We start from the raw sequence: 19,461 nt of genomic DNA, 5'->3' as shown, positions 1-19,461 counted from the left end.
TCCATGGCCGGCCTGATCGCACGCCTCGCCCGCGCCGCCGGCTACGCGCCGGCACGGAAGGCGGCGCCGGTGCTCGCCCTCTACGGAGAGGGCAGGGCGGTGTGGACGCCGCGGGACTATGCGGCACTCGCCCGCGAGGGCTTTCAGCGCAACGCCGTGGTCCACCGCGCGGTGCGGCTGGTGGCGGAGGCGGCAGCCACGCTCCCACTGACGCTGGCGGGCGCCGACGACGCCCATCCGCTGATTGCTCTGCTTGCTCGGCCGAACCCGCGTGAAGGCGGCGCCGGCTTCCTCGATCGGGTCTACGGACACCTGCTCGTCTCAGGAAACGCCTATCTCGAAGCGGTCGCCATCGACGGCGTGCCGCGCGAACTTTTTTGCCTGCGCCCCGACCGGATGCGGGTGGTGGCCGGGAGCGACGGCTGGCCGGTGGCCTACGAGTACAGCGTCGGCGGGCGTTCGGTCCGCTACGAGCAGGACGGCGCGGTGCCGCCGATCCTGCACCTGACCCTGTTCAACCCGCTCGACGACCATTACGGCCTCTCGCCGATGGAGGCGGCCGCCGTGCCGCTCGACATCCACAATGCGGCGGGCGCCTGGAACAAGGCGCTGCTCGACAATGCCGCGCGCCCCTCCGGCGCACTGGTCTTCGCGCCTTCGACCGGCGCTTCGCTGAGCGACACGCAGTTCACCCGCCTCAAGGCGGAGCTGGAGACGAGCTATCAGGGCGCGGGCAATGCCGGCCGTCCGCTGCTCTTGGATGGCGGGCTCGATTGGCGCCCGCTCTCGCTCTCGCCGAAGGAGATGGACTTCGTTGAGGCGAAAGCCGCAGCCGCCCGCGAGATCGCGCTGGCCTTCGGCGTGCCGCCGCTGCTGCTGGGCCTACCCGGCGACAACACCCACGCGAACTACGCCGAGGCCAACCGCGCCTTCTACCGTCAGACGGTGATCCCGCTGGTGCGCCGCACCGCCGATTCCATCGCCCGCTGGCTGGAGCCGTCGCTGGGTCCGGCCCGGCTGGAACCCGACCTCGACGGCATTGAGGCGCTGGCGACCGAGCGCGAATCGCTGTGGCGTCGGGTGCAGGGCGCGGACTTCCTCTCGGTGGCCGAGAAACGCGCCGCGGTGGGCTATCCGGACAAGCCGGCGCCTCAGAATAGGTCGAGCTTGTAGAGGAAGTCGCTCTGCGGCCTGCATTTCGCACTGACACGGAGGCCGCGCTTGGTGGATATGGCCAGGAAATCCAATTCGCGGTGCGACCAGTTGTAAAGCTGGTTTCCCGTCTCGCCCTTGACGACCAAGACGGAATGGAATGCGAATTGATAGTCGGTCGTTCCGCCTCCATTCGTTCTCGGCGTCTGCATTCGTAATCCGGCCAGTTGACTGAGGTTGGTTACCGTCCGCTCGTTTCCGAGACGGTCGGCAGGCACTTGCAGACAATAAGGGTTCGAGCCCGCGAGCATGGCGGCACGCACGCCGACGAGGGGAATGGTCAGAACGGACCCAAGCATCAACGCGATCGCTGGGCCGGCGACGGAAGCGACGATCAGCCGACGGAGCGACCGCTCATGCGTCCAAATGATAGGCTGATCGAGAAACTTGAGACGAAGCAGTCCGAAGATCGCCATCGCCATGAGCAGCGGCACGCTGACGAAGAGCGGCAGGAGATTGTTGGCCTCGAAGCCGTTCACGAGCGTCGCGACGGGCAGAGAAACCGCGATGAGGACGACGGTCGAGACTTTGATGATCCCTCGAACGAGCCGGTCCTCAATCGGTTTGCCGCGCCTCAACACCCACAGAGATTCGGCGGCTGCGATCAAGGGCCCCGATGCGCAAAGGCCTCCCAGGATAGCGACATCGTCCCAGTGCCATTCCTGATAGGACTTCGGATGGAAAATCCAAATGATCGACCAGATCAACAGCGCACAGGCGGCGCAGCGCAGCCAGACGCTGACGGACCGAAGCTGCGCTGCGGTCTGTGCTTCGGGCAGGGCGGTCGGATTGAACGGCGGCAGCTCCGAATCGTCGTCATCGAAGACTTTTCGCGGGGCCCGGTGACGCTTGAATTGTGATGCGTTCGCGGTGCGTGACGTCATCGTCCGGCCTCCGATCGCGTCATGATTTCCCCAGAGAACATCATCGAGGTCGGATTACCGTTTCGCGCCGCCGGCTCCTTGCGCACAGGGGAGAGCCGGCCGATGCGCATGTTCTTACCGGAATGAGAAGCCTGGTTGTATGAGGCGGCGCACGCCACGTCGGCTGCTCACCGTACAGCCGCAGCGCAGGGCCTCGATCCGGCCCACCTCGCCGCTTGAATCCGCCGGTCCGTAAATCGGCCGCCGCGTCGGACGGACCGATGCGTGAACGTCTTGTCCGGGGACAGAACGTCCCAACGGCACACCGTCATCCGAAATCGGAAAGTCTAGTCATGGATGGCCATTTCACTGGCTACGCCAGCCTGTTCGGCGTGCCCGATCTCGGTCGCGACACCGTCGCGCCCGGCGCCTTTGCCGCGAGTCTCGCCCGGCGCGGTCCGGGCGGGGTGCGGATGCTCTGGCAGCACGATCCGGCCGAGCCGATCGGCACCTGGCTCTCGCTTGCCGAGGATGCCCGCGGCCTTCGGGTCACGGGCCGCCTCAACCTCGCGGTCCAGCGCGCCCGCGAACTCGACGCGCTGATGCGCGAGCGGGCGCTCGACGGCCTGTCGATCGGCTTCCGCGCCGTGCGCGCGGTGCCGGAGCGCGGCGGGCGCCGGCTCATCACCGTCGACCTGTGGGAAGTCTCGCTGGTGACCTTCCCGCTCCAGCCCGGCGCGCGGATCGCCCATGCCTCGCGGCCCCGCCTCACTCGACCTTTGCCGCGCCTGCGCCCCACCGGTCCGGTTCGCGCCTGCGCCTGACATCCCACTCACCATCATTGCGAGAGGACACCATGACCGAGACGCGTTTCGAGACCAAGGCGCCCGCGGGCCTGCCCGAGAACAAGGCCGTGCCGATGGGCCAGGATTTGATCGTCGAGGAGTTTTCCCGCGCCTTCGAGGCGTTCAAAGAGACGAACGACGCGCGGCTGGCCGAGATCGAGGATCGGCTGACCGTCGATGTCGTGACTGAGGAGAAGCTCGCTCGCATCGACGCGGCCCTCGACCACGCCAAGAACCGCCTCGACCGCATCAGCCTCGACCGCGCCCGCCCGCCGCTCGGCGGCGCGGAATCGCCCCGCGACGGCGCGGCCACCGAGCACAAGGCGGCCTTCGACCTCTACGTCCGGGCCGGCGAGAGCGGCGGCCTCAAGCGGCTGGAGGAGAAGGCGCTGTCGGCGGGCTCCGGCCCGGACGGCGGCTATCTCGTGCCCTCGACGATCGAGCGCGAGGTGCTGCGGCGGCTGGCCACCATTTCGCCGATCCGCTCCATCGCCACCGTGCGCGTGGTCTCGGGCGGCCAGTACAAGCGGGCGGTGAGCGTCAACGGCCCCGCCTCCGGCTGGGTCGCCGAGACCGCGCCGCGGCCGCAGACCGACGCGCCGACCCTGTCCGAGCTGAGCTTCCCGGCGATGGAACTCTACGCCATGCCGGCGGCGACCCAGACGCTGCTCGACGACGCCGTGCTCGACATCGACGCGTGGCTCGCCGAAGAGGTCGAGACGGCGTTCGCCGAGCAGGAGAGCGTCGCCTTCGTCACCGGCAACGGCGTCGCCCGGCCCAAGGGCTTCCTCACCTACGACACGGTGGCGAACGCGTCCTGGGTGCCGGGCAAGCTCGGCTTCGTCGCCACGGGAGCCGCGGGCGCCTTCCCGGCCAGCAACCCGACCGACATCCTGTTCGACCTGATCTATGCGCTGCGCGCCGGCTATCGGCAGGGCGCGAACTTCGTGATGAACCGCCGGGTCCAGAGCGCGATCCGCAAGTTCAAGGACGCGGACGGCAATTATCTCTGGCAGCCGCCGCTGGCCGCCGACCGGGCCGCGACCCTGATGGGTTTCCCCGTGGTCGAGGCCGAGGCGATGCCTGACATCACCGCGGGCAGCCTGTCGATCGCCTTCGGCGATTTCCGCCGCGGCTATCTGGTGGTGGACCGCGCCGGCTTACGGACCCTGCGCGACCCCTATTCGGCCAAGCCCTACGTGCTGTTCTACACCACGAAGCGCGTCGGCGGCGGGGTGCAGGACTTCGACGCGATCAAGCTGCTGAAGTTCAGCTGATCGCGAAACGAAGAGGGCGGACCCGTTTGCCTCGGGCCCGCCCTCTCAGCGTCAAAGGGTGCTTTGCGTTCAGCGCGCCGAGCGCCGTCCCGGCCGGGCGACCCAGCGGGTCTCGCCGGCCTGCGCGACATCGGCCGGCAAGGCCTCCATCTCGGCGGCGCGGTTGGAGATCCAGCCGGTATGCTCGGCGGTCGGCGTCACGGCGGTGAAGCCGCCGCAAGCGGTGCGGGCGCGCCGGTCCTGACGCATGGCGCCGCTCGACCAGCTCACCACGCCGACCATCTGGCCGCCGCGCAGGATCGGGCCGCCGGAATCGCCCAGGCACGCGCCCGCGCCCGCGGTCTCTGCCATCCGCCGCGCGTCGGTGACGACAGTGACGCGGTTGGCGACTTGCAACGAGCCGATCGAGACGAGCTGCGCCGTACGCAGGGTCCGGGCGGTGCCGCGGCGGTTCTCCGCCAGCACGCCGTAGCCGGCGATATCGACGGAATCACCCGTGCCGATCGCGCCGCCGCGGGGATCGAGCGGCCGGAAGCCCGCGCCGACGGGGCGCTCCAGCTTCAGCATGGCGAGATCGATGCCCGGCTGCTCCTCCGGCGTGGTACCGGGGACGAAATCGGGATGCATGGAGGCCGCGACCACGCGCAGGCGGCGCTGGCGGAAATCGGGATCGACCACGTGGACGGTGTAGCTCGCCTTGCGCATCACGCAGTGGGCGGCGGTGAGCACCAGATCCTGCGCGATCAGCGTGCCGGAGCAGATCTCGCCCTGGCTGCTCTCGACGCGCACCACCGAGGCGCGCAGGCCGCCGGGATCACGGCTGGTATGGCCTTCGACCACGGCCTGAGCCGAGAGCGGCACGAGCCCGAACAGGGCTCCGAGCAGGCACGCACGCAGGGGGCTCGAAGCCATCGAGGTTCTCCGAAAATCCGGCGCTTCCGAGGCCGGACGCATCGGGAGCGTATCCGAACGCAATTCGGCGGCCAAGGTCCGGTTCCCGGGTGCCACCGACCGAGCGATCAACTTCCGCTCATCGTAAGCCGGATCACCATCGCGCCGCCGCGCCCCAGCCGGCCAGCGTCCGGTCGATCCAGTCGCGCTGGGGCCCGAGCAGCACCGCCTGGGTGAGGCCGCCGCAGGCGTCCTTGACCCAGGCGGCGACCGCCACGACCGCGCCGCCCTCGAGGACGGGGCCGCCGGAATCGCCGTTGCAGCCGCCCGCCCCGCGGGCCTGGAGCCAGAGCAGGATGCGGCTCGGGCCGTAGGGCTCGACCACGGACAACCCCGCACCGCGATAGCGGCCGATCGAGCGCCGGTCGTTGCCCCGCGCCGCGCCGTAGCCCGCGAGCGTCAGCGACGCCCCGGCGCGCGGCATCGCCGAACTCAAGACAGCGGGCTCGAACCGGGCCGGCAACGCGGAGCGGGTGCGCAGGAGCGCGAGGTCGATCGAGCGGGTGCGCCCGCGGATCGCGTCGCCGTCGTAGCCCGGATGGGGGGCGCGGGCGGCGACCTCCGCCAGCACCGGGCGCCCGGCCTCGTCGCGGTAATGGACCCGGTTCTCGGACACGCCCGCCACGCAATGGCCCGCGGTCAGCACCGCGTCGGGCGCCACGACGATGCCGGTGCAGACCCCGCCGCCGGAGGTCAGCACCATCACGGTGGAGCGGGCGCCGGGCAGGTCCGCCCCCTCGCGTCCGCCGACGATGGCCTCGGCCGGGGCGGACACGACCAATGCGAGCGCCACGAGCGCGCACCGGACGCCCCCGAGCGAGGCGCAGCGGACGGGCGGGTGCGGCGCGGTCATCGGATCAGGATCACGGTTTCACGGAGGATGGCATGACCCCGATACGCGTGGCGGACCTCGGCGTCGAGCCGGTGAGCTTGGCCGAGATGCGCGCCGTCCTGCGCCTCGGCTCCGACGAGACCGCCGAGGATGCGCTCGTGCTCGCCCTGATCGCGAGCGCCCGCGCCGCGGTCGAGGCGGCCTCCCGCCGCCTGCTGCGGCGCGCCCGCTTCCGGGTGCTGCTGCTCGGCTGGCCCGCCGACGGCCTGCTGCCGCTGCCGTTGAGCCCACTGGTGGCGATCGAGCGGGTTGGCCTCGTCGAGTCGAACGGAGCCGTGACGCCGGTCGCCGCGCCGGTCGGCCTCGGGCCCGACCCCTGGGACGCGCCCTGCCTCACGATCGGACGCGACCGGCCCGCGCTCGAGGGCCGCACCATCCTGATCGAGGTGATCGCCGGCTGCGGCGGCGACGGCCCGCCAGTGCCCGAGCCCTTGGCGCAGGCGGTGCGCCTGACGGTCGCCGACGGGTTCGAGAGCCGCGGCGACGGCCAAGAGGCCGGCCCGCCCCGCGCGCTGCCGCCCGCTGCGGCCGGCCTCTGCGCCGCCTGCCGGCGGATGCGGCTGTAGCCGTCCACCTTTCTCCTTTGCCAGGGCGCAATCGCGGCGGTGCCGCCGATGCGAGGGGCCGAGCGGTGCCGACCGCTCGTCCCGTCCCGCCCTCGACCCCATCGTCCGAGCGAGCTTGGCTCGCCTCGGGCGGTCTCCGCGCGGCCCGGCAAGGCCCGCGCACAACCCGTGAAACCGGAGCACTGCATGTCTTCGACCCCCGCCCCCGGAACCGTCGGCTCCGAGATCGTCATGCCGACCGGTGCGACCGTGTCGGATTCGGTCGCCGATCTGTTCGGGCGTACCATCACCGCCATCGACCGCGGCGCGCAGCCCGGCGTGACGCTCACCCCCGTGGTCCAGAACGGTGTGACCGTCGGCTACTCCGCGAGCGGCACCAACAACGCGGTGGCGCTCAACAACTATGCCGATTGGTGCCGGACGAACCGCCGACCGTTCATCCTTCCGCCGGGCGACTATCTGGTCTCCGGGACCCAGCTCAAGCTCGGCGGGCTGAACGTGCAGGCGTCCGGCGCACGGATCTACATCCCGAACACCTATGTCGAGGCCACCAAGGCCAACATTCTGTTCGGCGTGGACCAGGCCGACGTCGAGGAAATCCCGCTCGCCCAGGTGAAGAGCTGGACCGGGTGGACGCGTCGATCCCGCGCGATCGGTGGCCTGACCAATCGCCAGGGCCAGTACGTCTTCGTCACCACGCCGGAGCAGACCCTGCTGAAGCGTGTCGGCACGAACCGCTCCAAGGACATGGACTTCGGCGAAGGGTTCTACGTCGCCGACGCGACCGGTCTTCTGTCCCACACGCTGTACGGCACCGCGAACAACACCAAGTGGACCGGTGTGGGTGATCGTCCCTATCGAGCCGTGACCTGTCGCGAGACGGTCGTCGTCGAGGGGCTGCACGTGGTCGTCTACTGGGAGGGTACGGCGAGCGAGATCGAGACCTGCGTCCTGGTCTCCCGGCCGTTCACCGATTTCCGCGGCTGCCGCATCGAGAACGCGAGCGGACGTTCCTACGAGACCGGCTTCGGCGTCGCTCAGTGCTGCAACATCCGGTTCTACAGCTGCCACGTCGAAGGGGCCGGTTCTGCCACCTCCACGAACTACGGCTGGAACACCGGTCTGTGCGCCGGCATCGAGTTCTACGGCTGCTCTGAGAACAACTGCCGCCGCGGCATCGACTCCCATCGCAGCAAGCACATCGCGATCTTCGGCGGGAACTTCGCCGATGGGATCGGGGCCCATTACGCGTGGTGGATGGGGGCGACCGGGACCAATCTCGGCCCGAATTCGGCGCCCCAGAATTCGCAGGCGTTCCAGGTCGCGGGCGGCGGTTTCTACCTCACGAACTGCACCATCGTGGCCGGGCCGAAATGCGATGCCGTCTTCCGCATCCGCGATGATCTGTTCGAGTGCGGCGACGGGATTCTCCTCGAAGGCAACCACATCATCCTGATGAACGGCGACAAGACGACGTCGTTCTGTCTCGTCGATGGCGAAGGCCCCCTCACCGCGTTCAACTTCAACATCCTCAACGCCGACGGCACCACCAAGGAGGAGCGGATCCTCGAGATGCCCCGGCGCGTCTCGATCCAGAACAACGTCGTCGAGGATCGCAGGCTCGCGATCTACTACGATACCAACGGGGACAAAACCGAGGACGAAGTTCAGCGGCCCTTGTGCCTGTTCCAGTTCCTCAAGGACTGGTCGAGCGCCGAGTTCAAGTCGCCCATCGAGATGGACATGGACATCGTGGTGGCCGGCAATTCGTGGAAGCGGCTGCTGCCCGGCGTCACGACCAGTTCGGGGCGGCCGTGGATCCAGGCCTACTACACCAAGGCGCTGCCGGCGACGGGCGCCGGAATTCGAGCCAGGATCTCGGACGTGCCGACCCTGTTCGTGCAGACCTACGGCACGTCGTCCAACACCAGCGCCAATCCCGCGCCGGTGACGCCGCAGGCGCGACTGAGCTTGGTGCTGGAGCGTATCCCCGGCACCGCGACGGTGCGCTACGGCCGGGGCGCCTACAAGACCATCGACGCGATGCGGCTGCCGAACTTCACTCCGGAGTTCATCAGCAGCACCGGCGGCTACGCCAACGTCGGCGACGAGACCATCGTCCGCAAGGTCGCGATCACCGGCTCGCGGGGCGGCAACGTGGCCTTGGGTAACCTCCTGACCCAGCTCTCGTCCCTCGACCTCATCACCAACAACACGACGGCCTGACGCGGCCCCGCTCCGTCGCAGACACGCGACGGGGCGGACCAAAAACCGTGCCCGGCCCGCGTGGCCGGGCACGCCCCTTCCCCTTCATCCTCCGCGGAGTTCTCGCCATGACCCACGCGTCCCTCGGCGCGCGGCGGCGGCGCCTCGTGCTCGAACGGCCGGTGGACGAGCCCGACGGGTTCGGCGGGCGGCTGCGCCGCTTCGTCGCCGGGCCGGTCCTGTGGGGCGCGCTGGAGCCGCTGGGCTCCTCCGGCGGGGGAGGGCGCTACCGGGTCCGCCTGCGTTACCGGGCCGGCATCGTCCCCGCCATGCGGCTGACCGACGGCGCGCGCCGCTTCGCCATCCGCTCCGCCGACGATCCCGATGGAGCCCGCCGCGCCCTCGTCTGCGAGGTCGAGGAAGTGATCGAGGAGCCCGCATCATGAGCGCGACCTTGAGCCCCCTGCTGGCGCTGCGCGCCGGCATCCTCGCGCGCCTCGGCGGCGATGCCGCGCTCGCCGCGCTGATGGGCGGGGTGGTCCGGCTCTACGACGAGCCGCCGCGGGGCGCGAGCCCGGTCTACGCCCTGTTCGGCGACGGCGAGGTCCGCGACGATTCCGTGCAGGGCGCGCGCCGCCACCGCCATGCCCTCGCGCTCCACGTGATCGCCAAGCCCGGCTCGACCCGCACCGCGCTCGACGCCGCCGAGCGCATCGCCGCGCTCCTCGACGACGCGGCGCTGAGCCTGACCGGCCACGCCCTCGTCCTGCTGCGCCTCGGCACTCTCGCGGCGGCCCGCGACGAGCGCACGGGCGAGGCCCGCGCGACCCTCACCTTCGCGGCCGTGACCGAAGTTATGGCCGCCTGATCCCGATATCGAGACCGAACCGGAGCCGACCATGAGCGCACAGAAGGGCAAGGACCTGCTGATCCGGGTGAAAGACGGAACGAACGGCTTCATCGCCGTCGCCGGCCTGCGCGCCCGCCAGATCGCCTTCAACGCCGAGACCGTGGACGTCACCAACGCCGATTCCGCCGGGCGCTGGCGCGAACTGCTCGATGGGGCCGGCGTGCGCCGCGCGGCCATCTCGGGGGCCGGCGTGTTCCGCGACGAGACCTCCGACGCACGGCTGCGGCAGATGTTCTTCGACGGTACCATCGACCGCTTCCAGATCGTGGTGCCGGCCTTCGGCACGATCGAGGGCCTGTTCCAGATCTCCAGTCTCGAATATCGCGGCGATCACGCGGGCGAGGTGACCTACGACATGGCCCTCGATTCCGCCGGGCCGCTGACCTTCACCGCGGCCTGACGCCATGGCCAACCGCAGACGCGGCGAGGTGCCCCTCGTGCTGGGACCTGAGCGCTACACCCTCTGCCTGACGCTCGGCGCGCTCGCCGAACTGGAAGACGCCTTCGCGGCGGGCGACCTCGCCGGGCTCGCCGCGCGGTTCGAGGGGGGGCGCCTGAGCGCGCGCGATCTCATCGTCCTGCTCGGCGCGGCTTTGCGCGGCGGCGGCCACGCCCTCGACGACGCGGCGGTCGCCGCCCTGCCGCTGGCGGGCGGTTTTTCCGCCGTCACCGCGGCGCTCGGCGAGGCGCTGTCGGCCGCCTTCGGCGAGGCACAAGCCCCAAACCCTTGAGCCCCACGGGCGGGACGGCGCCGGCGGCGCAAGCCTCCGCCTTCCCGTGGGACGCCGTGATGGCGCTCGGCCTCTCGACCCTGCGCTGGCGCCCGCGCGACTTCTGGGCCGCCACGCCCCGCGAGGTCGCCGCCGCGGCGGGCCTGAGCCCGACGCGTTCCGGCGAGGCGCTGGGCCGGGCCGACCTCGCGCGCCTCATCGCCGCCCACCCCGATCCGGAGCTCGCCCGATGAGCGAGAGCGACCGCAGCACCGCCGAGCGCGCCAAGCAGCTCGAAACCCTCGACCGGCTCACCCAGAAATTCGGGCAGAGCCTGTCGTCGGCGTTCAACCAGAATCTCAATGCCGGCCGCCAGCTCGACGGCCTGCTCGGCACGCTGGCGACCAAGCTCGCGGGCGTGGCGGCGAAAGCCGCGCTCGATCCGCTGAAGGCCGGCGTGAAGGGGCTGGTCGAGACGCTGCTGAGTTCGAGCACCGCTCCAGGCGCCAGCCCCACGGCCTTCGCCCGCGGCGGCGTGCTCGACGGGCTCGGACAGGGCGGTGGCATCCGCGTGCGGCCGTTCGCAGCGGGCGGGATCGTCGCCGCGCCCACCTACTTCCCGCTCGGCGGCGATCTCGGACTGATGGGCGAGGCCGGGCCGGAGGCGATCCTCCCGCTCCGGCGCGGCAGCGACGGTCGCCTCGGCGTCGCCGCGGGTGGGGCCGAGCGCCCGGTCGCCGTCACCGTCAACATTGCGACCCCCGACATCGAGGGCTTCCGCCGCTCCGAGGCCCAGGTCGCCGCCCGCCTCGCCCGCGCCGTCGCCCGCGGCCGCCGGGCCTTGTGAAGGTCTTCCCGCATGCCGTCCGACTTCCACGAGGTGCGCTTCCCCCTCGACGTGGCCCTGCGCGGCAGCGGTGGCCCGGTGCTGCGCACCGAGATCGTCACGCTGGCCTCCGGCCGCGAGCACCGCAACAGCCGCTGGGCGGATTCGCGCCGCCGCTACGATGCGGGCTTGGGCATCCGCACGCTCGACGCGCTGCATGCCGTGCTGGCCTTCTTCGAGGAACGGCGCGGGCGCCTCTACGGCTTCCGCTACCGCGACCGGGTCGATCACCGCTCCGGGCCGCCCTCGACGGCGGTCACGCCTACCGACCAGCGCATCGGCACCGGCGACGGCACCACCCGCGTCTTCGCGCTCGCCAAGACCTACGGCGACGGCCCGGCGCCCTACCGCCGCACCATCGCCAAGCCGGTCGCCGGCTCGGTGCGGATCGCGGTCTCCGACGTCGAGGTGGCGATGGCCAGAGCCGCCTGCGACCCCGCCACCGGCCTCGTCACCTTCATCCCCGGCGCGGCCCCGCCGGCGGGCGCTGCGATCACCGCCGGCTTCGAGTTCGACGTGCCGGTCCGCTTCGACACCGACGAGCTGTCCATCGATCTCGCCGCCTTCACCGCAGGCGAGGTGCCACGGGTGCCGCTGGTCGAGATCGTGCCGTGACCCGGACGGGATGAGCCCACTCATCCCGTCCGACCGCGCGACGGCGCGGCGGCTTTCGTCCGCCGGGCGCACGGAGCCGAACGCCGTTCGGGGCCGTGCAACAAAAGAGACCATTCATGCGTGCCATCCCCGCTGCCCTGGCCGCCCGCCTCGAAGGCGGCGCCACCACGCTCTGCCGCTGCTGGGCCCTGCACCGCCGCGACGGCGTCAGCTTCGGCTTCACCGACCACGACCGCGACCTGAGCTTCGGCGGCCTCACCTACGAGGCCCGCACCGGGCTGGAGGCGGCGGAAGCGTCCGTTGAACTCGGCTTCGCCGTCGGCGGCGGCGAGGTGGCGGGCGCGCTGACCTCGACCGGCCTCAACGAGGCCGACGTGGCCGCGGGCCTCTACGACGGCGCCGGCATCGAGAGTTGGCTGGTCGATTGGACGACACCGGAAGCGCGCCTGCTCCTCGATGTCGCGAGCCTCGGCGAGCTGCGCCGGGCTGGCGGGGCGTTCGTGGCCGAGTTGCGCGGGCTGATGCATCGGCTCGACATGCCGACCGGCCGCACCTTCCGGGCGACCTGCGACGCCGATCTCGGCGACGCCCGCTGCCGGATCGATCTCACCGATCCGCGCTACCGCACCACCGGCACCGTGCTCGCGGTGCCCGAGCCGAGCCGGCTCGGCGTCACGCTCGCCGCCAGCTTCGCCCCCGGCTGGTTTTCGGGCGGTCGCCTCACCTGGACGGGCGGCGTCAACGCCGGGAGCACCGCCGACCTGCGGGCCGAGAGCCGCGACGGCGCATCCATGCTGCTCGATCTGTGGGAGCCGCCGCCCCGGCCGGTCGTGTCCGGCGACGCCTTCCGGCTCACGGCCGGATGCGACAAGCGGCTCGCCACCTGCCGCGACCGCTTCGCCAACGCGATCAACTTCCAGGGCTTCCCGCACATGCCGGGCAACGACTTCGTGCTGCGTGGCGTCGAGGGCGGCTCCGCCCGCCTCGACGGCGCCAGCCTGTTCCGGTGAGGACGCGTCCATGGACATACCGGAAAAGATCGTCGCCGAGGCCCGCGCCTGGGCCGGCACGCCCTACCGGCATCAGGCCTCGCTAAAGGGGGTGGGCTGCGACTGCCTCGGGCTGTTGCGCGGCGTCTGGCGCGGCGTGCTCGGCCCCGAGCCGGAAGAGGCGCCGCCCTACGCCGCCTCCTGGGCCGAGTCCACCGCGGGCGATGATCCCCTGGCGGAGGCCGCCCGCCGCCATCTCGTGCCGGTGGCGACCCCGCTGCCGGCCTACGTCCCGCAGGCCGGCGACGTGCTGCTCTTCGCCTTCCGCGCCCATTTGCCGGCAAAGCACTGTGCCATCGCCACTGGCCCGGCCGCGATGATCCACGCCCACGAGGGTGCGGCGGTGACCGAGGTCGCCCTTACGCCGTGGTGGCGCCGCCACCTCGCCCACGCCTTCCGCTTCCCCGGCATTGATTGAGGCTTGGCCTCAAGCGCCGGCGGCCGCGTCCGCGGCCTTAGGCTTCTCGCTCCGCTAGACGCCTCGGCTCAGCCGAGGCCGCTCCGCGGGGCGCTCTTCGCGCCCGGCCATACGGCTTTCTCACCGCCCGCACGTAGGATCCGCCATGACGACGATCGTCCTTCAGACGGCCGGCGAGGCGGTCGGCAATGCGCTCGGCGGGCCCATCGGCGGGATGATCGGTCGCATCGTCGGCGCGGCCGGGGGCGCGGCGCTCGACGACGCCCTGTTCGGTGGCGCGGGCGGGGGCCGCTTCGTCGAGGGGCCGCGCCTCACGGATGTCGCCGGCCTCACCTCGACCGAGGGCGCGCCGGTGCCGCGGGTCTACGGGCGGGCGCGCATCGGCGGCACGCTGATCTGGGCGACGCGGCCCCTGGAGGTCGCCAACACCACGGTCGAGCGCTCGCGCTCCGGCGCGAAGGGCGGCGGCGGGCAGAAGGTCGTGCGCACGGCCTACAGCTACTTCGCCGACCTCGCCGTCGGCCTCTGCGCGGGTGAGATCGCCTTCGTGCGCCGCATCTGGGCCGACGGCACCGAACTCGACCTGACGACGCTGAGCTACCGCATCCACACCGGCAGCGCGACGCAAGCAGCCGACCCGCTGATCGTCGCCAAGGAGGGGCTTGAGAACGCGCCCGCCTATCGCGGCCTCGCCTACATCGTGTTCGAGCGGCTGCCGCTTGCGGAATTCGGCAACCGCATCCCGCAATTCGCCTTCGAGGTGATCCGCCCGGTCGAGGGGCTGGCGAACCAGGTTCGCGCCGTCTGCCTCATCCCCGGCTCGACCGAGTTCGGGCTCGATCCGCTGCCGGTGAGCGAAGATGCCGGTTTCGGCGCGACGAAGCCGGCTAACCGGTTTCAGCTCCAAGGCGCGAGCGACGTGATCGCCTCCCTCGACGCGCTGCAGGCGCTGTGCCCGAACCTCGTGCGGGTCTCGGTGGTGGCGAGCTGGTTCGGCGACGACCTGCGCGCCGGCCGTTGCACCGTGACGCCGCGGGTCGATTCCGCGGCCAAAGTGACCAAGGGCGCCGACTGGGCGGTTGCTGGCCGCACCCGCGCAAGCGCCGACGCCGTCTCGCGCTCCGGCGACGTCGCCGCCTATGGCGGCACGCCCTCCGATGCCGGCCTGACCCGCCTCGTGGCCGAACTGACCCGCCGCGGGCTGGCCCCCGTGCTCTACCCGTTCGTGATGATGGACGTGGCCGCGGGCAACACCCTGCCGGACCCGCGCAACCCAGCGGGCACTCAGCCGCCCTACCCCTGGCGCGGGCGCATCACCTGCGATCCCGCCCCCGGCCTGCCCGGCAGCCCGGACGGCACGCAAACCGCTGCCGATCAGGTCCAAACCTTCTTCACCGGGCCGCAGGGCTACCGGGCGATGATTCTGCACTACGCCGCCCTCGCCGCCGGCTGGGCCGATGCGGGCAATCCTCTCGCCGGCTTCATCCTCGGCAGCGAGTTCGCGAGCCTCACCCGCGTGCGGGGCCTAAGCGGCTATCCGGCGGTCGAGCGCTTCCGCGCGCTGGCGGGCGAAGTGCGCGCCTATCTCGGCCCCGATGTCGCCCTGGTCTACGCCGCCGACTGGACCGAGTACGGCGCCCATGTCCGCGAGGGCGGCGCCTCGTTACGCTTCCCCCTCGATCCGCTCTTCGCCGATCCGGCGATCAGCGCGGTCGGCATCGACTACTACCCGCCGATCTCCGACTGGCGCGACGGCGCCGGTCATCGCGACGCGGCGGAGGCGGCAAGCGTCTACGACCGCGCCTATCTCAAGAACCGCCTCGGCGCGGGCGAGGCATTCGACTGGTTCTACGCGAGCCCGCAGGACCGCGCCGCGCAGCTGCGCACGCCGATCACCGACGGCACTTACCAGAAGCCGTGGGTCTACCGGGCCAAGGATCTGGTGGCGTGGTGGTCGAACCCGCATGTCGAGCGGGCGAACGGTGTCAAGACCGGTCCGACCGCCTGGGTGCCGAAATCGAAGCCGATCTGGCTCACCGAGATCGGCGTTCCGGCGGTCGATCGCGGCACCAACGGCCCGAACGTCTTCCCCGATCCGAAATCCTCGGAGAACGCGGCGCCGTCCTTCTCGCGGGGCAACCGCGACGATCTCATTCAAATCCGCGGCCTGGAGGCGATCCTCACACGGTTCGACCCCACCGCCCCAAACTTTGAGCCGGCTCATAATCCTGTCTCGCCCCTCTACGGCGGGCGGATGATCGCGCCGGAGGACGTGTTCGTCTGGGCCTGGGACGCGCGGCCCTATCCCGCCTTCCCGGATTTCCGCAGCGTGTGGTCGGACGCCGAGAATTGGGCGCTCGGCCACTGGATCACCGGGCGCATCGAAGGCCTCGACCTCGACCGGCTGATCGCCGCGATCCTGGCCGATCTCGGCATCGACGCGCCGGCCGCGATCGAGGCCACGGGTTTCCTCGACGGCTACGTCCTCGACCGGCCGCTCTCGGCCCGCGAGGCTTTGGAGCCGCTCGCCCGCCTCTACGGCCTCGACGTCTCGGTCTCCGCCGGCACCCTGCGGGTCGGCGGGCTCGAAGGCCGTCCGCCCGTGACCATCGCGGCCGACGACCTCGTTCTGGCCGAGCGCGACGACGACCCGCTTCGGCTCGTGCGGGCCGAGGAGAGCGCGCTGCCCCGCGCAGTCGAGATCGGCTTCTCCGACGGCGAGAGCGCGGAATACCGCCGGGCTTCCGCCGCGGCCCAGCGCCCCGGCGGCGCCCGGCGGCGGGAGGTGCGCGTCGAGGCGGCTTTGGTGACGCGGCGCGACGCGGCGCAGGACTTGGCCGAAGCGCTGCTCGACGCGAGCCTTGCCGGGCGCGAGACCGCGGCGCTGGCGCTGAGCCCGCGCCGGCTCGATCTGGAGCCCGGCGACCGCCTGCGCCTGCCGGGCGGTGCCCTCCACCGGATCGCCCGCATCGACGATTCGCCGGAAGGCCGCCGATTCGAGACGCAAGGCGTGCCGGTGGCGGGGCGCGATGCCCGTCCCGTCCGCTCGGCCGCGCCCCCGCGACGGACGCCGCCGGCCCTGCCGGGCCCGGTCTTCGCCCGCGCCCTCGATCTGCCGGTGACGCGGGGCGAGCCGACCCCGCTCTCCTACCTCGCGGTCGCCGCCGAGCCCTGGCCCGGTTCGGTTGCGGTCTGGCGCTCGGCGGGCGAGGGGGCGCCGTTCGGGCTCCACCGCCTCGTCGATCATCCGGCCTGCCTCGGGCAGACGCTGTCGCCCTTGCCGCCGGGTCCCCTCTGGCGGTTCGACCGCAACGCCCGGCTCGACGTGCGCCTGCGCCATGCGGACGGCTTCGGTGCCGTCACGGAGGCGGCGGCGCTCTCGGGCGTCAACCTGTTCGCCCTGGTCGGGCCGGACGGCGTCGTCGAAATCCTCTCGGCGGCCGGTGCGACCCTGACCGGGCCGGATACGTGGCGACTGACGACGCTGCTGCGCGGGCTCGCGGGCAGCGAGGCGGCGGCGGGCCGCGCCGCGCCCACGGGCAGCCTGATCGTGCGGCTCGACGACGACGCGGTCGTGCCCCTGGTCGAGCGCCTGGACGAGGCCGGACGCCGCTTCCTCTACCGGATCGGCCCGGCGGGCCGCGACCCGGCCGATCCGGCCTTCGTCGGCCTGGAGGCGAGTGCGGGCCTCGTCGCCTTCGTCCCCTTGGCGCCCGTCCACCTGCGGGCGCGGCGGGAGGCCGGGGGCTTGCGGCTCTCCTGGACCCGCCGGGCCCGGCGCGACTCGGATGCCTGGGAGCCCGCCGACCTGCCCCTCGACGAGGCCTCGGAAGCTTACGCCGTCGACATCCTCGGACCCGACGGCGCGCTCCGGCGCAGCCTCACCGCCACCGGCCCGAGCCTGCTCTACGCGGACGAGGCGGCCGATTTCGGCGGCCCCGTCACCGAGATCGACCTCGCGGTGGCGCAGCTCGGCACCGTCGGCGGGCGCGGCCCCGCGTGCCGGGCGCGGGTGAGCGTCCGCACCTGATCCTGATCGGAGCCAAAGTCACCGGAGTAGAGTCATGGCCGACACCACCCCGAGCCTCGCCCTGCCGCTGATCGCGGGCGGCCAGGCACAGAAGCACGTCACCCACAACGAGGCGCTGGCACTCCTCGACGCGCTGGTCCAGCTCGCGGTGATCGACAAGGATCTGGCCGCCCCGCCCGCGAACCCGGCGGAGGGCGACCGCTACATCGTCGCCGCCGACCCGTCGGGCGCCTGGGCCGGCTGGGCCGGGCGCATCGCCCGCTATCAGGACGGGGCGTGGCTCTCGCGGGTGCCGCGGCCGGGCTGGCTCGCCTTTGTGGCCGACGAGGCGGAGATCTACAGCTTCGTCGGCGGCGCCTGGATCGCGTTCCGCTCGACCTTCACCGCGCTCCAGAACCTCACGCGCCTCGGGCTGGGTACCGCCGCCGACGCGCAAAATCCCTTCGCGGCCAAGCTCAACAAGGCGCTCTGGACCGCGCTGACCACGGCCGAGGGCGGCACCGGCGACCTGCGCTACACCCTCAACAAGCAGGCGGCGGGCAACGTGCTGTCGATGCTGCTCCAGACGGGCTTTGCCGGCCGCGCCGAGATCGGCCTCGTCGGCAGCGACAATCTCGGCCTGCGGGTGAGCCCGGACGGCGCCACGTGGATCGACGTGCTCACGGTGGAGCGCACGACCGGCGTGGCGACCTTCGCCAAGGGCACGCTGCGCGAGGAGGTCACGGTCGTCACCGTGACGGGTTCGTGGACCAAGCCGGACTGGGCGCGGGAGGTCGATTTCGTCGCGATCGGCGGCGCCGGGGGCGGCGGCTCCGGCCGGCGCGGGGCCGCGGGCAGCGTGCGCACGGGCGGGGGAGGGGGCGGGGCCGGGGGCCTCGCCTCCGCGACCTATCCCGCGAGCGAACTTGCCGCGACGCTCTCCATCGAGATCGGCGCGGGCGGCCTCGGCGGGGCCGCCGTCACCGCCGACGGCACCAACGGCAATCCCGGCGGCAACGGCGGCAACACCCGCGTCGTCTCGGGCGGCCTCGGCATCGTCCAGGGCGCCGGCGGGACCGCGGGCCAGGGCGGCTCGACCGGTGCCGCGGCGGCCGGCCTAGCCGGCGGCACGATCACCCTCGATTACGGCAACGGCAACGGCGGCGCCTCCGCCGGCTCCGGCGGGGCCGGCAGCGGCGGCAACAACGGCATCCGCGCCTCGGCCGGGGCCGGGGCCGGCGGCGGGCTGACCTCGGCGGATGGGCCGGGCGCGGGCGGCCAGAGCGGCTTCGGCCACCTGCTGGCCGGCTCCCGGGTGACCCAGACCGCCACGGGCGGCGCGGCGCCGGGCGGCAACGGCGGCGTCGGCGCGGCCAAGCCCTGGCAGCGCGGCTTCGGTGGATCGGGCGGCGGCGGGGCGGGCGGCAACGCGGCGGGCACGGTCGCGGGCGGCGCGGGCGGCGCGGGAAGTCCGGGCGGCGGCGCCGGCGGCGGCGGCGGCGGCGGCGGCGGCGCCTCGGCCAACGGCGCGGCCTCGGGCGCCGGCGGCAACGGCGCGCGCGGCGAGGTCTGGATCTTCGCCCGCGGTTGAGGAGGACCCCAAGGAGGAGACCCATGGCCCGCTATCAGATCATCGACGCGGCCACCGGCCGCAAGTGCAACGTCGTCGAGTGGGACGGCTCGTCCCCCTACGCGCCGCCGGACGGCCAGCGCATCGAGCCCGACGACGGCACGCCGCTGAGGGGCGCACCGGTGCCCTCCACCGTCCTCCCCGCCATCTCGGACCGCCAGTTCGCCCAGGCGCTCGCCGATCTCGGCGTGATCGCGCGGGCGGAGGCGCTCGCCTTCGTCAAGCGCGGCGAGGTGCCGACGGCGCTCCAGGCCGCCATCGACGCGATCCCCGACCCGGACGACCGCTTCGCCGCCGAGATGCAGGTCTCCGGCGCGACGACGTTCGAGCGCGCCCATCCGAGCACCCTGGCGCTGGCCCACGCGCTGGGCTGGTCCGACGCGCAGATGGACGAGCTCTGGCGCAGCGGCGCCGGCTTGTAGA

Annotated in this window: 20 protein-coding genes; 17 read left to right on the top strand and 3 right to left on the bottom strand. The window is 72.3% G+C overall.

Annotation, left to right across the window (positions count from 1 at the left end; genetic code table 11):
* Positions 1-3: 3 nt before the first annotated feature.
* Positions 4-1,173 carry a phage portal protein gene (locus ASG52_RS08445; protein ID WP_056241644.1) on the top strand — a complete coding sequence of 390 codons (1,170 nt, stop codon included), beginning with the start codon at positions 4-6 and terminating at the stop codon, positions 1,171-1,173.
* Here the strand turns inward: ASG52_RS08445 and ASG52_RS08440 are convergent.
* The gene (locus tag ASG52_RS08440) at positions 1,152-2,096 is read right to left on the bottom strand and encodes a hypothetical protein (protein WP_056241641.1); all 945 of its coding nucleotides are present in this window, start codon (positions 2,094-2,096) and stop codon (positions 1,152-1,154) included. The two genes, ASG52_RS08445 and ASG52_RS08440, sit on opposite strands and share 22 nt — an antisense overlap.
* A gap of 332 nt (positions 2,097-2,428) precedes the next feature.
* Between ASG52_RS08440 and ASG52_RS08435 the strand changes: the two genes are divergently transcribed.
* Together ASG52_RS08435 and ASG52_RS08430 are read left to right on the top strand one after the other, a co-directional pair.
* Positions 2,429-2,899, top strand: a complete 471-nt coding sequence (locus tag ASG52_RS08435) for an HK97 family phage prohead protease (RefSeq protein ID WP_056241639.1) — start codon at positions 2,429-2,431, stop codon at positions 2,897-2,899.
* A gap of 32 nt (positions 2,900-2,931) precedes the next feature.
* Positions 2,932-4,197, top strand: a complete 1,266-nt coding sequence (locus ASG52_RS08430) for a phage major capsid protein (RefSeq protein WP_056241636.1) — start codon at positions 2,932-2,934, stop codon at positions 4,195-4,197.
* A gap of 69 nt (positions 4,198-4,266) precedes the next feature.
* On the opposite strand, the gene ASG52_RS08425 is transcribed toward ASG52_RS08430, so the two are convergent.
* Both ASG52_RS08425 and ASG52_RS08420 read right to left on the bottom strand, forming a co-directional pair.
* Positions 4,267-5,109, bottom strand: a complete 843-nt coding sequence (locus tag ASG52_RS08425) for a S1 family peptidase (RefSeq protein ID WP_056241635.1) — start codon at positions 5,107-5,109, stop codon at positions 4,267-4,269.
* A gap of 133 nt (positions 5,110-5,242) precedes the next feature.
* Positions 5,243-6,001, bottom strand: a complete 759-nt coding sequence (locus ASG52_RS08420; protein WP_056241632.1) for a S1 family peptidase — start codon at positions 5,999-6,001, stop codon at positions 5,243-5,245.
* Between the two features lie 32 nt (positions 6,002-6,033).
* Here ASG52_RS08420 and ASG52_RS08415 point away from each other — a divergent pair, with 32 nt between their 5' ends.
* From ASG52_RS08415 to ASG52_RS08350, 14 genes are all read left to right on the top strand, one after another.
* Positions 6,034-6,606 carry a head-tail connector protein gene (locus tag ASG52_RS08415; RefSeq protein ID WP_056241630.1) on the top strand — a complete coding sequence of 191 codons (573 nt, stop codon included), beginning with the start codon at positions 6,034-6,036 and terminating at the stop codon, positions 6,604-6,606.
* A 186-nt stretch (positions 6,607-6,792) separates the two neighbouring features.
* The gene (locus ASG52_RS08410; RefSeq protein WP_056241627.1) at positions 6,793-8,832 is read left to right on the top strand and encodes a hypothetical protein; all 2,040 of its coding nucleotides are present in this window, start codon (positions 6,793-6,795) and stop codon (positions 8,830-8,832) included.
* Between the two features lie 107 nt (positions 8,833-8,939).
* Entirely contained in the window at positions 8,940-9,257 is a 318-nt protein-coding gene (locus ASG52_RS08405) for a head-tail adaptor protein (protein ID WP_056241624.1), read from the top strand.
* On the top strand, positions 9,254-9,679 hold the full coding sequence (locus tag ASG52_RS08400; RefSeq protein ID WP_056241622.1) for a DUF3168 domain-containing protein: 426 nt from the start codon (positions 9,254-9,256) through the stop codon (positions 9,677-9,679). Before ASG52_RS08405 ends, ASG52_RS08400 begins: the two co-directional genes overlap by 4 nt.
* Before the next feature lie 31 nt (positions 9,680-9,710).
* Positions 9,711-10,121: a phage major tail protein, TP901-1 family gene (locus ASG52_RS08395; RefSeq protein ID WP_056241619.1), complete on the top strand. Its 411-nt coding sequence runs from the start codon at positions 9,711-9,713 to the stop codon at positions 10,119-10,121.
* A 4-nt stretch (positions 10,122-10,125) separates the two neighbouring features.
* The gene (locus ASG52_RS08390; RefSeq protein ID WP_056241616.1) at positions 10,126-10,452 is read left to right on the top strand and encodes a gene transfer agent family protein; all 327 of its coding nucleotides are present in this window, start codon (positions 10,126-10,128) and stop codon (positions 10,450-10,452) included.
* Positions 10,449-10,685 (top strand): phage tail assembly chaperone, encoded by a 237-nt coding sequence (locus tag ASG52_RS08385; RefSeq protein ID WP_056241612.1) that lies wholly within the window; start codon positions 10,449-10,451, stop codon positions 10,683-10,685. Before ASG52_RS08390 ends, ASG52_RS08385 begins: the two co-directional genes overlap by 4 nt.
* On the top strand, positions 10,682-11,278 hold the full coding sequence (locus ASG52_RS08380) for a phage tail tape measure protein (RefSeq protein WP_056241609.1): 597 nt from the start codon (positions 10,682-10,684) through the stop codon (positions 11,276-11,278). Before ASG52_RS08385 ends, ASG52_RS08380 begins: the two co-directional genes overlap by 4 nt.
* 12 nt (positions 11,279-11,290) lie before the next feature.
* Positions 11,291-11,932: a DUF2460 domain-containing protein gene (locus ASG52_RS08375; protein WP_056241607.1), complete on the top strand. Its 642-nt coding sequence runs from the start codon at positions 11,291-11,293 to the stop codon at positions 11,930-11,932.
* Positions 11,933-12,048: 116 nt separating this feature from the next.
* The gene (locus tag ASG52_RS08370; protein ID WP_056241604.1) at positions 12,049-12,942 is read left to right on the top strand and encodes a phage/gene transfer agent baseplate hub protein; all 894 of its coding nucleotides are present in this window, start codon (positions 12,049-12,051) and stop codon (positions 12,940-12,942) included.
* 10 nt (positions 12,943-12,952) lie between these two features.
* Positions 12,953-13,399, top strand: a complete 447-nt coding sequence (locus ASG52_RS08365; protein ID WP_056241602.1) for an NlpC/P60 family protein — start codon at positions 12,953-12,955, stop codon at positions 13,397-13,399.
* Positions 13,400-13,544: 145 nt separating this feature from the next.
* Complete coding sequence (locus tag ASG52_RS08360; protein WP_056241599.1) at positions 13,545-17,429, top strand: baseplate multidomain protein megatron; 3,885 nt, start codon at positions 13,545-13,547, stop codon at positions 17,427-17,429.
* A 34-nt stretch (positions 17,430-17,463) separates the two neighbouring features.
* Complete coding sequence (locus ASG52_RS28255) at positions 17,464-18,999, top strand: DUF2793 domain-containing protein (protein WP_286158990.1); 1,536 nt, start codon at positions 17,464-17,466, stop codon at positions 18,997-18,999.
* A 23-nt stretch (positions 19,000-19,022) separates the two neighbouring features.
* Entirely contained in the window at positions 19,023-19,460 is a 438-nt protein-coding gene (locus tag ASG52_RS08350; RefSeq protein ID WP_056241596.1) for a hypothetical protein, read from the top strand.
* Position 19,461: the final 1 nt, after the last annotated feature.

Source organism: Methylobacterium sp. Leaf456, assembly GCF_001425465.1.
GTDB lineage: Bacteria > Pseudomonadota > Alphaproteobacteria > Rhizobiales > Beijerinckiaceae > Methylobacterium.
Note: the sequence above shows the minus strand (reverse complement) of the source record. Positions and strands in the feature narration are given on the sequence as shown.